Here is a 13,901-nt window from a genome sequence, read left to right on the forward strand (position 1 = left end):
CAACCCCTGCGAAAGGAAACGCACCATGTCCACCTCCGTCTTCATCAACCTGCCGGTCACCGACCTCGACGCCTCGAAGGCCTTCTTCACCGGGCTCGGCTACACGATCAACGAGAAGTTCACCGACGATACGGCCGCCTGCGTCGTCATCGATGACACCGTGTACGCGATGCTGCTCACCCGCCCGAGATTCGCCGGCTTCACCGAGCGCGCCGTCGGCGACGCGCAGGCCGCGACCACGGGGATCTACGCCCTGTCCGCCGAGAGTCGCGAAGAGGTCGATCGCCTCGCGGATGCCGCTCTCGCCGGTGGCGGATCGCAGGCCGAGGAACCGTCGGACCTCGGCTTCATGTACAGCCGGGCGTTCCACGACCTCGACGGCCACCACTGGGAGGTGTTCTGGATGGACGAGCAGGCGCAGGTGGACGGACCGCCGAGCGCGTAGGGGCCCCCGCTCCACCGCCAGCTCATGCCGCTGGGCACGCTTCGACCGCGGACTTCGTCCGGGCCTCAGCGAGCAAGGCTGGCCTACTCGCCCAGGGCCGTCGGGAGGCCGCTCACGTCGAGGTCGACACTGAACGGCTGCTGCGATCCGATGATCACTGCCGGCACCTCGACATAGCTGTCGTCGTCTCGCAGGGCGCCGAGCCTGTCGCGCCAGCGCTCGTCGACGGCATCAGGCAGGAATCCGGCATGACGGATCTCACCGGCCGCCACGAGCTGCACGCCGATGCGGTAGCGCCGCGACAGCCAGCGGCTGGCCCGCGGCACCAGCACGGCCCGCACCTTCTCGCCGCCGCGCGAGCGCACGATGTCGATGGCCGACTGGTGCCTGCCTGCGTCGACCACGGTCACCGTCGGATTGGTCTCGGCCGGAACGTGGTTCGCGGGCACGATGGTGATGTCGGCGAGGCTGCGCAGGTTGCCTGAGGGATCGGGGTTGAGTCGCGACCGACGCCCGTACGACACGAAGGCGATCAGGAAGAACACCGTCGCCGCAGCTGCGAACACCGCCGCGATCCAGAACGCCACGGGGGCGCCCTGCGGGTCGAGCGATCCGGCGAGAACGACGAGCACGACGAGCAGGATGTAAGCGAACGGCTCCCAGTGGAGCAGCGACTTGTTGCGGGGTTCAGACACGCCCTCAACGGTAGCGCGGATGACGGGATGCCCCGTGCGGGGCGCTCAGCGCCTGCCGCTCAGTGCGGGCCGCTCAGCGCCAGCGATCCAGCCGCGACGCCACCTCATCGAGTACGGCATCGGAGCCGGCGTACAGCCCGTTCTCGCGCGGCCAGTGCGTCATGAAGTCGGTGAAGCCCAACTGGGAGGCGCGGCCGACGGCATCCTCGAAGGCGTCGACGCTCTCGAGAGCGAACTTCGTCTGCGAGTCGAACAGCAGCGATCGGTCGATGGATGCCGGGTTCCGACCCACCTCCTCGCACGCGGCGTCGAGCTTCTCCGACAGCTCGCCGAGCCGCGTCCACCAGCCCTCGATAGTGTCGGCATCCCCGCCAGTGGTCACCCACCCCTGACCCAGCCTGGCGGCGAGCTTGAGCGCACGCGGCCCGTCGGCTGCGACGAGGAACGGCATCCGCGGTTGCTGCGCAGGTCCACCGACCATGCGGGCGTCGACGGCCGTGTACCAGCCACCGCTGAACGAGATGCCCGCAGTGCCCGGCTCGGCCACGGCGGGGTCGATGGTGTCGTCTGCTGGCATCGAACCGTCGGCCGGGGCGTCGGCGACGGCATCCGTCACAGGCTCGAACCGCAGCAGGGTGTCGAGGGCCTCGGTGAACTCGGCGAAACGCTCGTAGCGCTCGCGCGGCAGCAGGCCGGCCTGACCGAGGACGAAGGCGTCGAAGCCTGTTCCGCCCGAGCCGATGCCGAGGATGATGCGACCGCCGGAGATCTGGTCGACCGTCGCGATGTCCTTCGCGAAGGGCACCGGATGCCGGTAGTTGGGTGAGGCGACGAAGGTTCCGAGGCGGATGCGCTCGGTGACCATCGCTGCGGCGGTGAGGGTCGGCACCGTGGCGTGCCAGCGCTCCCCCGCGAGTCCGCGCCAGGACAGGTGGTCGTACGTCCACGCGTGGTCGAAGCCGAGCTCCTCGGCGCCGCGCCAGTATCGGGCGGCCTCGGGCCAGTCGTGCTGGGGCAGGATGACGATTCCGAAACGCATGGATCGAGTCTAGGAGCGCCTGCGGACACTCACTGAACCAGGGGCGCGAGTGGAGCGGCATCCGTACCCCGGACATGACGAACGGGCCGCCACCCGAAGGTGACGGCCCGTTCGCAAGAAGTTCGCGGTATCAGCGAGAAGCTGCCTAGCGGCGCAGGCCGAGACGCTCGATGAGCGTGCGGTAGCGCGTGATGTCCACGTCGGAGAGGTATCCGAGCAGACGGCGACGCTGGCCCACCAGGAGGAGCAGTCCACGACGCGAGTGGTGGTCGTGCTTGTGCTCCTTGAGGTGCTCGGTGAGATCCTTGATCCGCTTGGTCATCAGAGCGATCTGGACCTCGGGGGATCCGGTGTCACCGGGGTGGGTTGCGTACTCTTCGATGATCGCCTTCTTGACGTCTGCATCCAGTGCCATAGGTTGATCCCCTTATCTCTTCATTGCGCGGTGCCCGTGGCCGAATGCCCGAGCTCTCTTTATCCGCGGCCGTTCTGACGGCAACCTGAAGAGTCTACCAGCACTGCGGTGGGTGCGACGACCTGAGTGCGTGACCCGTGGTCAGGGCCGCTCGCCGCCGAGGGCGAGATAGTTGTCGAGACGCACGATGAACTCCTTGTCGGGCACGTAGCTCGGGTCGGCCGTCGCCTTCTCGTACTCCTGCTCGCATTCCTCGATCGCGCTGTCGATCTGGAGTTCGACCATGGCGTTGACCTGCTGCTGATCGAGCGCCACCAGGATGCCGATCGCGCGGTTGATGGACTCGGCTCCGCCGAACGTGTAGTCGTGCTGCATGGTGATCCTCCCGAGAGCGTGGGCTCCAGCGTATCGACACCGGCCCTGCGTCAGACCTGTCAATGTGTCGAGTCCTCGTAGCGGGCAACCGATGCGACGTACGCTCGAAAGACCGGCCCCAACCGGGTCGGTGATCAAGGAGGATCACTGTGGCAGAGAACAGAGCCGTCGCCTACAAGGCGCCCGGCGTCGTCGAAGTCATCGATGTCGACTACCCGACGTTCGAGTTGAAGGACGGGCCGGGAGTGAACCCGGCGAACATCGGGCGGAAGGTTCCGCACGGCGCGATCATCAGGACCGTCGCCACCAACATCTGCGGATCGGACCAGCACATGGTTCGAGGTCGCACCACCGCACCGGCCAACCTCGTGCTCGGCCACGAGATCACCGGCGAAGTCGTCGAGGTCGGGCCAGGAGTCGAGTTCATCAAGGTCGGCGACCTCGTGTCCGTGCCCTTCAACATCGCCTGCGGCCGCTGCCGCAACTGCAAGGAGCGCAAGACCGGCATCTGCCTGAACGTGAACCCCGACCGCCCGGGCAGCGCCTACGGCTACGTCGACATGGGCGGCTGGGTGGGTGGCCAGGCGGAATTCGTGTTGGTGCCCTACGCCGACTGGAACCTGCTGAAGTTCCCCGACCGCGACCAGGCGCTCGAGAAGATCCTCGACCTGGCCATGCTCTCCGACATCTTCCCGACCGGGTTCCACGGAGCCGTGACAGCGGGCGTGGGTGTCGGGTCGACCGTCTACGTCGCCGGTGCCGGCCCCGTCGGGCTGGCGGCAGCGACGTCCGCACTTCTCCTGGGTGCCGCTGCGGTCATCGTCGGTGACATGAACGCCGACAGGCTCGCGCAGGCGCGGAGCTTCGGATGCGAGACCGTCGACTTGAGCGAGGGGAACCTCGTCGACCAGATCGAGCAGATCCTCGGGGTGCCCGAGGTCGACTGCGGCGTCGACGCCGTCGGCTTCGAGGCGCGCGGGCAGGGTCACGGAGCCGATGCGAAGGAAGCGCCGGCGACGGTGTTGAACTCACTGATGGACGTGACAGCTGCCGGAGGTGCTCTCGGCATCCCCGGACTCTATGTGACGGGCGACCCGGGAGGAATCGACGAGGCCGCCCAGAAGGGCTCGCTGAGCCTGAGCCTCGGCACCGGATGGGCCAAGTCCCTGTCGTTCACGACCGGCCAGTGCCCGGTGATGAAGTACAACCACGGGTTGATGCAGGCGATCCTCCACGACCGCGTGCACATCGCCAAGAACGTGAATGCGAAGGCGATCACCCTCGAGGACGCGCCCCGCGGCTACGCCGAGTTCGATGCCGGTGCTGCCACGAAGTACGTGCTGAACCCGAATGGGTTCCTCGACGCGGCTTGAGTGAGTGAACGGATGCGGGGTCCGAGCGATTCGCTCGGGCCCCGCATCCGTTCAGGCGATCAATCGCTCACGGCGGTCCGGCGACGACGAACGATGAACAGCACGGCACCCGCGAGGAGCAGCGCGCCGGCGAGGAGGGCATCTCCCCCGACATCGGCTCCCGTCGAGGCGAGCCTTCCGGATGAGACCGCAGCCGGGTCGACAGTGGCAGAACCGTCCGCCACGTCGGCCGCCGTGATGGTGATGTCGGTCCAGCCGATGAGGTCGCCGTTCGCGTCCGTGACGGCGATGCGGTGCGCGCCGGGAACGGTGTCGGCCGGGATCGTGACGGTCACGGTTCCGTCGGCGCCGACCTCGGTGCGTCCGATGTGCTGCGGCGTCGAGTAGAGCCAGACGTCGACCTTCTCCCCCGCGTGCTCAGCCCCGACCGACACGATGATCGGATCGCCCGCGACGGCTCCGGATGGCGATGACACGGGCCCACGGTTCGCGTCGGTGAGCTGGTCACCGGGGATGGGCGTGGGGATGCCGGGCGTCACCGGGTCGGTCGGATCCGTGGGATCCGTGGGATCCGTGGGGTCCGTCGGGTCCGTCGGATCCGTGGGGTCCGTGGGATCGGTCGGGTCTGTCGGCAGCACCGTGCAGTCGATCGTGCCCGCGCGCAGCGCGTGGCCATCCGTCGCCGCGTCATCGGCGTAGTAGACCGGCTTCGATCCGTCCACGCACTGCGACTGCGGCATCACGACGAAGCCCTCGTTGTTGAGGTTCGGCATGCCTGCCGGGCGCTCGTACGCTGCGACGCCCACGAACTTCCCCTTGTCGACACCATCCTGCGCGATGTCGAGCAGGATGCTCCGACCCTGGCAGGTGTCGTCGCAGACGGCCCACAGCTTGCTCTTCTCGGCGTCGAAGCCGAGCTCCATCACGCTGGTCAGGCCGCTCGCGAATGATGCGACGCGGGTGAAGGCGCCGGTCGTCTGGTCGAGGGCGTAGGCGTAGACCGCTCCGGCCGTCTCGACGCCGACGAGGAACAGGCCGCCCGCGTGGTCGGGGTAGCGCGTCGGATCGTAGAGGGTGCCGGTGCTCTGGTCGAGCAGTCCGCGCGACGTGAGCCACGCGTCCGGTACCCACGTCACTGCCTCGAAGCCGGCGTTGGCACCGACGGCGGGGAGGTCGGCGGTGAGGTTCCATTCGCGCGTGGCGGTGAGGGAGGTCGAGCTGCCCGACACGTCGAACTTCAGCACCGAGAGGCGGCTGACGGCGTTGTTCGCGTTGTTGCGCTCGGATGCCACGAACAGGCCGCCCGATGCTCCGGCTCCAGTGATCGTGACGCCCTCGGCATCGACGTCACCGGTCCCGTCTGTGTAGTGCAGGGTCTTACCGGCCGACCAGCCGTTGGTGGTGATCGGCGCCCAGACGCTGCCGTTCCAGGCGAGGTTGTAGAGGGCGCCGGGGCCGTTCTTGGCCGCCCACAGCGTGCCGGCCGACGTGGCCGATCCGGTCTGCTCGTGCACGAGTCCGCTCATGTTGCCGCCGAGCACACCGGCGACATCGGCTTTGGTGACGGATGCTCCGCCGGGCCAGGCGTCGACGGGCGCGCTCACGACACAGGAGTTGGCGGCGTCGCGGGTCGGCTCTGCGGTGGTGATGAACTCACCGGTTCCATCGGGGCAGCGTCCGTAGCTCGTGGCGGCGTGGGTGGTCCAGCTGTACGAGTCGATGACTGTGCCGCGGTCGGCCGTGAGCAGCTTCGCGGAGTCGGCGCCGCCGAGTCCGAAGGCGGGGTCGGTGGCGAAGGAGGCGAATCCGTTGGCGGGAAGGAGGGTGCCTGCCGGGATGACCACCTCATGGGTGGGGTCGTTGTCGGTGAGCACGAGGCCAGAGATGTCGGCCGGAGCGCCGATGTTGCGCAGCTCGATCCAGTCTCCGTCGACGCCGCTCGACTCGACCTCGTTGATGCGCACGGCGACGCTGCAGTCGTTCACGGCGCCCTTGGTGACGGACGAGTTCGCGACGATGGCGCCGGTGCCGTCCGGGCAGCGGCCGAGGCTGGCGGCGGCGTGGTTGGTCCACGAGTGGCTGTCGACCAGCGTGGTCCCGTCGGGAGCGTAGAGGCGCGCCGTCTCGGGTGCGCCGAGGCCCCACGGGAGGGCGTCCACCACGAGCAGGCCATGGGGCGCGATCACGGATCCGGCGGGGAACAGGTAGAAGTCGTGGGTGTCGTCGCCGTCCTTGAACTTGTAGCCAGAGGCGTCGACGGCGGCGTCGGAGGTGTTGATGAACTCCACCCAGTCGTCGGGGTTCGACTCGATCTCGTTGATACGGATCGCTGATGCCTCAGCCGGCGGAGTCGTCGGGGTGGGCGTCGGAGTCGGGGTGGCGGTGGGCGTCGGGGTCGGCGTCGGCGTTCCGGTGCCGCAGTCGTTGGCAGCACCCTTCGTGACCGAGGCCGTCGTCGTGAAGTCGCCCGTCGCATCCGCGCATCGTCCGTACGTGGTGCCGACGGCGTGGGCGGCCCAGGTGTAGGAGTCGATGAGCGCGCCGTCGGCCGTGAAGAGGCGTGCGGAGTCGGCCTTCCCGAGCCCGAACGACGGGTCGACGTCGAGGGCGAGGAAGCCGCCGGCCGCGATGGTTGATCCGCTCGGGATGACGAAGGCGTGGGTGTCGTCGTTGTCCTTGAGAACGAGACCGGAGGCGTCGACGGATGCCGCGCTCGGGTTCGCGAGTTCGATCCAGTCGCCGGGGGTTCCGCCGTCGGACTCCACCTCGTTGATGCGCAGGTCGGTCGCGGCGGGCGCGGCCGCGGCCGCATCGGCCTGACCGAGCGCTGCCGTAAGAGGTGCTGCCAGCACCAGGGAGGTGAGCAGGGCCGCTGTCGCGGCCCGCCAGGTCGTTCGCATTCGTGTCTGCCCTTCGCACGCGTGAGAGTGGCCGCACGCGCGGCCCGGCTCAGACTGTCGGGCGCCCGCGAACGCCGGGTGAACGCGGGGGGAACGGATGCCGCATGCTCCGCGCGCGACGCCGGCTGCGGCATCCGCCGCCGCCGTGTGAAGGCATTCGCGCCGCTGTATGAAGGCGTCGAGGCGGGAGCCCCTGTCATACCGGGAAAGTCGCCTCCGCGATGCCTTCACACGGCGGCAAAGTGTCCACGATCCGGTCGGCCGCCTCAGAGCAGGAAGATCGGCAGCGCTCCGGGGTTGTGCGCGTGCACGATGACGAGGAAGACCACCAGGTCGAAGAGCAGGTGCACCGTGATCACGTAGCCGAGCGAGCGCGTGAGGGAGAACGTGTAACCCTGCAGCAGAGCGAACGGGAAAGTGATCAACGGACCCCAGCTCTGGTATCCGAGCTCCCAGAGGAAGGAGACGAAGATGACGGCCTGCAGCAGGTTCGCTTGCCAATTGGGGAAGTGCCGTCGCAGCAGTGTGAAGACCACGCAGATGAAGAACAACTCGTCCCAGATGCCGACGGCGTTCACGCCGACGAGGAGGCGGGCGATCGCATCAGGTTCCGTGACGGTCGGCCAGTTCGTGTAGACGCCCGAGGTGATGAAGTAGAACGGGAGGATGGTCCAGCCGAGCACCAGCACGAGCACCAGGTAGAACCACTGCGCGCGGGTCCAACGGCCACCCCCCCGCCACGGGAACCTGATGGCGTAGTCGCGGTAGACGTAGCGCGACACCAGGTAGGGCACCGCCACGGCGAGGGCGAGCACAGTGCCCATCCGCACCATGTTGATGTAGCTGATGTCTGCCGCCAGCGAGATCGTCGAGATGATCACGAGCCCCGCGGCGATGAGGGCGAGGTCGCGCAGCAACGCCCGATCGACGATGGCGGCGATGATGAGGCCCACCGCCAGCAGCGCGTAGCCGATCCACACGATCTGCACGCCGAACAGCATGACCGCCGCGGCGCAGATGAACAGCGTCGGCACCAGCTTCCACGACAGGCGCGGCAGAGCTGGTGCGTCGGTGGCGCTGGCGGCGATGCTCGGCATGGGGAGAGTCTACGAAACGCAGCGCGAGACGCACGCCTCTCCCCTGTCCGGGGGTCGGGTTAGGCTCGCAGCATGAACCGGGGGAACGACACACACGACGACATCCGTTCGCACACGACGACGGATGCCGCTGGCCGCCGTGCTGTCGGTATGAACGACGGCGCCGCTGGAATCCTCGAGGGCACGGGCGGTGCCCATGACGGCCTGGGCCGAATTCCGCGGCACCATTCCATCGTGCCGCCGTACCTGCTCGCGGCCATCGCCGCTACCGATGATCCGCGTTTCCAGAACGCCTCCCAGGCCGCGAAGGTCTCGCTCGTGCGCGACGGCGTGCGATTCGACGAGCCGAACCCCCTCACCCGCAATCCGCAGCCGAGGTCGGCTCGGCGTCGATCGGCGACGCCGGGCCTGCCCGAACGCACCATCTCCGACGCGCAAGGGCGCGAGACGCTACCCGGCGAGGTGGTGCGCCGCGAGGGCGAGCCGCCGACAGACGACGTCAGCGTGAACGAGGCCTACGACGGCCTCGGCGCCACCTTCGAGCTGTTCTGGGACGTCTACGCCCGCGACTCGATCGACGGCAAGGGTCTCCCCCTCGACGCCACGGTGCACTACGGCGAGCAGTACGACAACGCATTCTGGGACGGCGAGCGCATGGTGTTCGGCGACGGAGACGGAGAGGTCTTCACCCGCTTCACCATCGCAATCGACGTGATCGGCCACGAACTCACGCACGGAGTCACGCAGTTCACGGCGAACCTCGTCTACGAGGGCCAGTCCGGAGCGCTTAACGAGTCGGTCAGCGACGTGTTCGGCTCACTCGTGGCGCAGTTCGCCAAGCGTCAGACCGCAGACCAGGCCAGCTGGCTCATCGGCGAGGGACTCTTCACCGACGAGGTGCAGGGCGTCGCGTTGCGGTCCCTGAAGGCGCCCGGAACCGCCTACGACGACGACGTGCTGGGTAAGGACCCGCAGCCCGCGCACATGCGCGACTACGACGACACCACAGCAGACAATGGCGGGGTGCACATCAACTCGGGCATCCCCAACCACGCGTTCTACCTCGTGGCGACGGCCATCGGGGGCGCGGCCTGGGAGAAGGCGGGCCAGATCTGGTACGACGCGCTCACCGGCGACGACCTCGCCGCCCGCGCCGACTTCTCCCGCTTCGCGAAGGTGACGACGGATGCCGCGGCCAGGCGCTACGGCGACGATGCCCCCGAGACCGACGCCGTGCGCGCCGCCTGGCTCGCGGTGGGTGTGGTGGCCGACGAGTAGGTCCCTCCCCGAACGCGCTTCGGGCGATCGCTTCGTCCTACCTCAGTGAGTGAGGCGGGACAGCACCGGTACGCGGTGCTTCCACCGGAGTAGCATCACCACCATGCTCGTGATCGTCACCCGATCCGGCGGCTTCGCAGGCCTCCGTCGAACGTGGAGCGTGCTCGTCGATGAGCAGCCCGATGCCGCAGCATGGCTCGTCCTGCTGGCCGAACTCCCGTGGGACGACGTGCTGCCCCAGCCGCAGCAGCCCGACAGGTTCGTCTACCTCATCCGCTACGAACGACAGTCGGGCGCTCCAGCCGACCTCGTTCACCCCCACACACCCGCACCGATAGACCCGCCCGAGCGCGAGGCCACTCTGGCCGAGCAGCAGCTGCAGGGCCCGTGGCGGGAGCTCGTCGACAAGGTGCGAACAGCGGATTCCACCACCCGACCCGACTCGCGCCGAGCGCCCGACCCGAGCATGGCGCCCGATTCGCGCGCCGCACACTGACCCATTCGGGCCGAGGAGTCAAGCCTCGGCATCCGCCAGTCCTCACGGTCTAGCCTGATGGCGGACGGATGCCCATGCCGGCCGGTGAGGGGATCGCAGCATGCCGAGGCCGCCGCGTTCGCGCATCCGGCGTGCTCAGCCGCCGTTGACACGCACGACGACCTTCACCGATGACGGCCTCACGCTCATCGTGAAGGAGTCCGTCTCGGTGTCTGGCCGCCCATTCGTGCTCGTGCACGGTATCGGCGTCGCGTCGCGCTACTACGGCCCGCTCGCGACGGCGCTGCTCACCCGCGGGCCCGTGTTCGTAGTGGAACTTCCCGGCATGGGCGCAGCCCCCGAACCGCGCGACCCGTTGCCGATGGCACGGTACGGCTCGCTCATCGCACGGTGGCTGGAGGCATCCGGCATCACAGACGCCGTGCTCGTCGGCCACTCGATGGGCGCGCAGGTCGTCGTCGAGGCGGCTCTCCAGCATCCGGCGGCGGTGGGCCACGCCGTGCTCATCGGCACGGTGACCGACGTCGCCGAGCAGACGCTGCCGCGGCAGATGCTGCGCCTCGCCCAGGACACCCTGCGCGAACGCCCCGACGTCAACTGGATCGTGGCCACCGACTACCTCAGGTGCGGACCGCGCTGGATGCTCAAGCAGGCGCCGGTGATGGTCGCGTACCCGATGCTCGAGCGGGCGGCCGGCCTACGGATGCCTGTGCTGGCGCTGCGCGGCGAGCACGATCCGATCTGCTCCGAGGCCTGGAACCGGAGGCTCGCCGAGACGATTCCGGATTCCGCCCACCACACGCTCAAGCGTCAGGCCCATGTGGGCATGTACGTCGACGCAGCGACTCCCGCCGCGCTCATCGTGCAGTTCGCTGGAATCGCGATCGGCGTCGACGAAACCGTCGAAGCCGGCTCAGACGGGGGCGTCGTGCTCGAGGGCCGGGCCGGGGCCCGATGAATCCGCTCAAACTGTTCTCCGACCTCGTTCACGATTACGTCTACGTGGCGAGGAGGCAGTACGACGTGCTCCGGTCGGGGGCGAAGCCGGCGACCTACCTCGCCGGGACCAAGCGCCCTGTGGTCATCCTGCCCGGAATCTACGAGGACTGGCGCTTCATGCTGCCGCTGGTCGAGCGTCTCGCGGCGAGCGGGCATCCGGTGCACGTCGTGCCTGAACTCCGACACAACCGCGCCGTGATCACGGACTCAGCGGTGCTCGTGGCCGGGATGCTCGAGCAGCGCGACCTGCGCGACGCCGTGATCGTGGCGCACAGCAAGGGTGGCCTGATCGGAAAGCAGGTGCTCATCGACGATGCCGCGGCGCAGGCCACGGGCGGCCCGGTACGGGTCGCGCACCTGGTGGCGATCAATACGCCGTTCGCGGGTTCGGCCTACGCGCGCTATGCGATCCGGCGGGAGCTGCGGGAGTTCTCCCCGACGGATGCGCTTCTCAAGCGCTTCGCCACGATCCTCGACATCAACGAGCGCATCACCTCGATCTTCAGCACGGTCGACCCCGTCGTGCCCGACGGGAGCCTGCTGCCGGGCGCGTATCGGAACATCCGGATGCCGTTCCTCGGGCACTTCCGTATCCTCGCGGATGTGCGCGTGCTGGCGATCGTCGATGAGATCGCGGAGGCGCCGCCTGCCGTTCCGTCGCCCCGCGCTCGCTGAGGGCCGAGCGGAGCGACCGCCCGAAGCGCGCCGAGCGCTTCAACCGGCTGAAGGCGCTTCGGCCGCGGACTTCGTCCGGGCCTCAGCGAGCGGAGAGGCGAACGGCCCGCCTCTCTCAGGAGACGGGCCGTCGGCCGTGCAGGGGTCGGACTAGCTGACGCCCTTGAGGTCGATGATGAAGACGAGGGTCTTGCCCGAGAGCTGGTGTCCTCCGCCTGCGGGGCCGTAGGCCTGGTGCGGTGGCACGACGAGCTTGCGGCGTCCGCCGACCTTCATGCCGGGGATGCCCTCCTGCCAACCCGCGATGAGGCGGTTCAGCGGGAAGTTGATGGACTCACCGCGGCTCCACGATGAATCGAACTCGTCGCCCGACTCGTACTCGACGCCGAGGTAGTGCACGTCGACGGTCGAGGAGGCCTGCGCCTCGGCGCCGTCACCGACGACGATGTCCTCGATCACGAGGGTCTCGGGCGCCGGGCCCTCCGGGAAGTCGACTTCTGGCTTGCTGTTCAGATCGGTCATGACTCCATCCAACCCGATCCGTTCACCGATTGCACGCCGATTTCCCTTGCGGCGAACGCTTCGGCGAGGCATGCTGGACGTAGGCCAATCTCGTCGGCCGGTCGAGTCGCAGGCACTGCCGCACCACCGGACGACGAGATTTTCTTGTGTGCGGCGACGTGTGTGGTCAGTCGGCGAAGACCTTGCCCGGGTTGAGGATGCCGTGCGGGTCGAAGACGCGCTTGAGGTCGCGCTGCAGCGCATACGAGTCGTCACCCAGCTCATCGGCGAGCCAGCGGCGCTTCAACAGGCCGACGCCGTGCTCCCCGGTGAGGGTGCCTCCCAGGGCGAGGGCGGCGCGGAAGAGCTCGTCGGCAGCCTGCCAGACGGCATCCGGAACCGAGTCGCCCGTATAGATGAAGTTGGGGTGCAGGTTGCCGTCTCCGGCGTGCGCGACGGTCGGGATGGCGAGGCCGTGCCGCTTGCCGATCTCGGCGATGGCCACGAACATCTCGGCCATGCGCGAGCGCGGCACCGAGACGTCCTCGATGAGGACCTCGCCGCCGGACGCCACCGAGGCATGGAACGCGCGACGGATGGCCAGGAGTCGCTCCCCTGCCGCGGCATCGGCGGCGAGCTGGGCCGCTCCCCCGCCGCCCACGAGCACCGGGAGCGCCGCTTCCGCCTCGGCTTCGGCCGCGGGGCCGTCGAACTGCACGAGCAGGAAGGCCGGAGCTGCATCATCCGTCGGGCTTCCGGTCGCACCCTCGAGCGGAGTACCCACGAATGCATCCGCCCCCAGATGCGCGCGGATGGATGCCAGGGCGACGGGATCGATGAGCTCCATGACGGCGGGGCGGAGCCTCGCGGCGGTGACGGATGCCGCTCCTGCAGCCGCGGCGGCCACGTCGGCGAAGAACACGCCGACGGTGACGGGCGCTCCCTCGGGCGCCGGACGCAGGCGCACTGTCGCCTCGACGATCACGCCGAGCGTGCCCTCCGACCCTGTGAACAGGGCGGTGAGGTCGTAGCCGGTCACGCCCTTCACTGTGCGATGGCCCGTGCGGATGAGCCTGCCGTCGGCGAGTACGACAGCGAGTCCGAGGACGGCCTCGCGCGTGACGCCGTACTTGGCGCAGAGCAGGCCGCCGGCATTGGTGGCGATGTTGCCGCCGATCGAGGAGATGGCCTTCGAGGCCGGATCAGGCGCGAACCAGAGGCCGAGCGGCCGGACCGCGGCGTTGAGGGCGTCGTTGATGACCCCGGGCTCGACGACGGCGAGCTCGTTCTCCGCGTCGATCTCGAGGATGCGGTCCATGCGCGACAGGTCGAGCACGATCGACCCGGCGCTGCCTATGGCTCCGCCCGCCAGGCCGGTCCCGGCGCCGCGGGGCACGACGGGGATCGCGTGCTCGCTCGCGAAGCGCAAGGTGGCCTGCACGTCGTCGACGGATGCCGCGTAGACCACGGCGAGCGCCGTCTCGGCGGCGACGAAACCCGACCTGTCGGCACGGGCCGCATGAAGCGTTGCGGCATCCGTCACCACGGTGCTCTCGCCGTCAGGGGCTCCGAGGGCGGCGCGCAGCAGGTCGATCGTGGACATGAGATCAGCC

At 68.7% G+C, this 13,901-nt stretch carries 14 protein-coding genes; 6 read left to right on the forward strand and 8 right to left on the reverse strand.

The annotated features are described in order from the left end of the window. Positions 1-25: 25 nt before the first annotated feature. Complete coding sequence (locus tag AADV74_RS07205; RefSeq protein ID WP_342112776.1) at positions 26-445, forward strand: VOC family protein; 420 nt, start codon at positions 26-28, stop codon at positions 443-445. Positions 446-528: 83 nt separating this feature from the next. On the opposite strand, the gene AADV74_RS07210 is transcribed toward AADV74_RS07205, so the two are convergent. From AADV74_RS07210 to AADV74_RS07225, 4 genes are all read right to left on the reverse strand, one after another. Continuing rightward, a complete protein-coding gene (locus AADV74_RS07210; protein WP_342112777.1) occupies positions 529-1,140 on the reverse strand; it encodes a hypothetical protein in 612 nt (203 codons plus the stop codon). A gap of 73 nt (positions 1,141-1,213) precedes the next feature. Beyond that, a complete protein-coding gene (locus AADV74_RS07215) occupies positions 1,214-2,179 on the reverse strand; it encodes an LLM class flavin-dependent oxidoreductase (protein ID WP_342112778.1) in 966 nt (321 codons plus the stop codon). 145 nt (positions 2,180-2,324) lie between these two features. Further along, entirely contained in the window at positions 2,325-2,594 is a 270-nt protein-coding gene (gene rpsO, locus AADV74_RS07220) for a 30S ribosomal protein S15 (protein ID WP_055817791.1), read from the reverse strand. A 141-nt stretch (positions 2,595-2,735) separates the two neighbouring features. Further along, positions 2,736-2,969 (reverse strand): hypothetical protein, encoded by a 234-nt coding sequence (locus AADV74_RS07225; RefSeq protein WP_342112779.1) that lies wholly within the window; start codon positions 2,967-2,969, stop codon positions 2,736-2,738. Between the two features lie 149 nt (positions 2,970-3,118). Between AADV74_RS07225 and fdhA the strand changes: the two genes are divergently transcribed. Beyond that, positions 3,119-4,342, forward strand: a complete 1,224-nt coding sequence (fdhA, locus tag AADV74_RS07230; protein ID WP_342112780.1) for a formaldehyde dehydrogenase, glutathione-independent — start codon at positions 3,119-3,121, stop codon at positions 4,340-4,342. Positions 4,343-4,401: 59 nt separating this feature from the next. Here fdhA and AADV74_RS07235 read toward each other — a convergent pair whose 3' ends face one another. Beyond that, positions 4,402-7,242, reverse strand: coding sequence for a lamin tail domain-containing protein (locus AADV74_RS07235; protein ID WP_342112781.1), 2,841 nt, complete (start codon positions 7,240-7,242; stop codon positions 4,402-4,404). 266 nt (positions 7,243-7,508) lie between these two features. After that, the gene (locus AADV74_RS07240) at positions 7,509-8,339 is read right to left on the reverse strand and encodes a CPBP family intramembrane glutamic endopeptidase (RefSeq protein WP_342112782.1); all 831 of its coding nucleotides are present in this window, start codon (positions 8,337-8,339) and stop codon (positions 7,509-7,511) included. A gap of 72 nt (positions 8,340-8,411) precedes the next feature. Between AADV74_RS07240 and AADV74_RS07245 the strand changes: the two genes are divergently transcribed. The 4 genes from AADV74_RS07245 (at position 8,412) to AADV74_RS07260 (ending at position 11,787) form a co-directional block, all read left to right on the forward strand. Beyond that, positions 8,412-9,617 carry a M4 family metallopeptidase gene (locus tag AADV74_RS07245; RefSeq protein WP_342112783.1) on the forward strand — a complete coding sequence of 402 codons (1,206 nt, stop codon included), beginning with the start codon at positions 8,412-8,414 and terminating at the stop codon, positions 9,615-9,617. Between the two features lie 103 nt (positions 9,618-9,720). Further along, positions 9,721-10,113 carry a protealysin inhibitor emfourin gene (locus AADV74_RS07250; protein WP_342112784.1) on the forward strand — a complete coding sequence of 131 codons (393 nt, stop codon included), beginning with the start codon at positions 9,721-9,723 and terminating at the stop codon, positions 10,111-10,113. Positions 10,114-10,213: 100 nt separating this feature from the next. Beyond that, positions 10,214-11,071, forward strand: coding sequence for an alpha/beta fold hydrolase (locus AADV74_RS07255; RefSeq protein WP_342112785.1), 858 nt, complete (start codon positions 10,214-10,216; stop codon positions 11,069-11,071). After that, positions 11,068-11,787, forward strand: coding sequence for an esterase/lipase family protein (locus tag AADV74_RS07260; RefSeq protein ID WP_342112786.1), 720 nt, complete (start codon positions 11,068-11,070; stop codon positions 11,785-11,787). Before AADV74_RS07255 ends, AADV74_RS07260 begins: the two co-directional genes overlap by 4 nt. A 150-nt stretch (positions 11,788-11,937) precedes the next feature. Here AADV74_RS07260 and AADV74_RS07265 read toward each other — a convergent pair whose 3' ends face one another. Then, positions 11,938-12,309 carry an FKBP-type peptidyl-prolyl cis-trans isomerase gene (locus AADV74_RS07265; RefSeq protein WP_056163979.1) on the reverse strand — a complete coding sequence of 124 codons (372 nt, stop codon included), beginning with the start codon at positions 12,307-12,309 and terminating at the stop codon, positions 11,938-11,940. 166 nt (positions 12,310-12,475) lie between these two features. Next, positions 12,476-13,891 carry an FAD-binding oxidoreductase gene (locus AADV74_RS07270; protein ID WP_342112787.1) on the reverse strand — a complete coding sequence of 472 codons (1,416 nt, stop codon included), beginning with the start codon at positions 13,889-13,891 and terminating at the stop codon, positions 12,476-12,478. Positions 13,892-13,901 lie beyond the last annotated feature (10 nt).

This window comes from Leifsonia stereocauli, from assembly GCF_038432415.1.
Taxonomy (GTDB): domain Bacteria; phylum Actinomycetota; class Actinomycetes; order Actinomycetales; family Microbacteriaceae; genus Orlajensenia; species Orlajensenia stereocauli.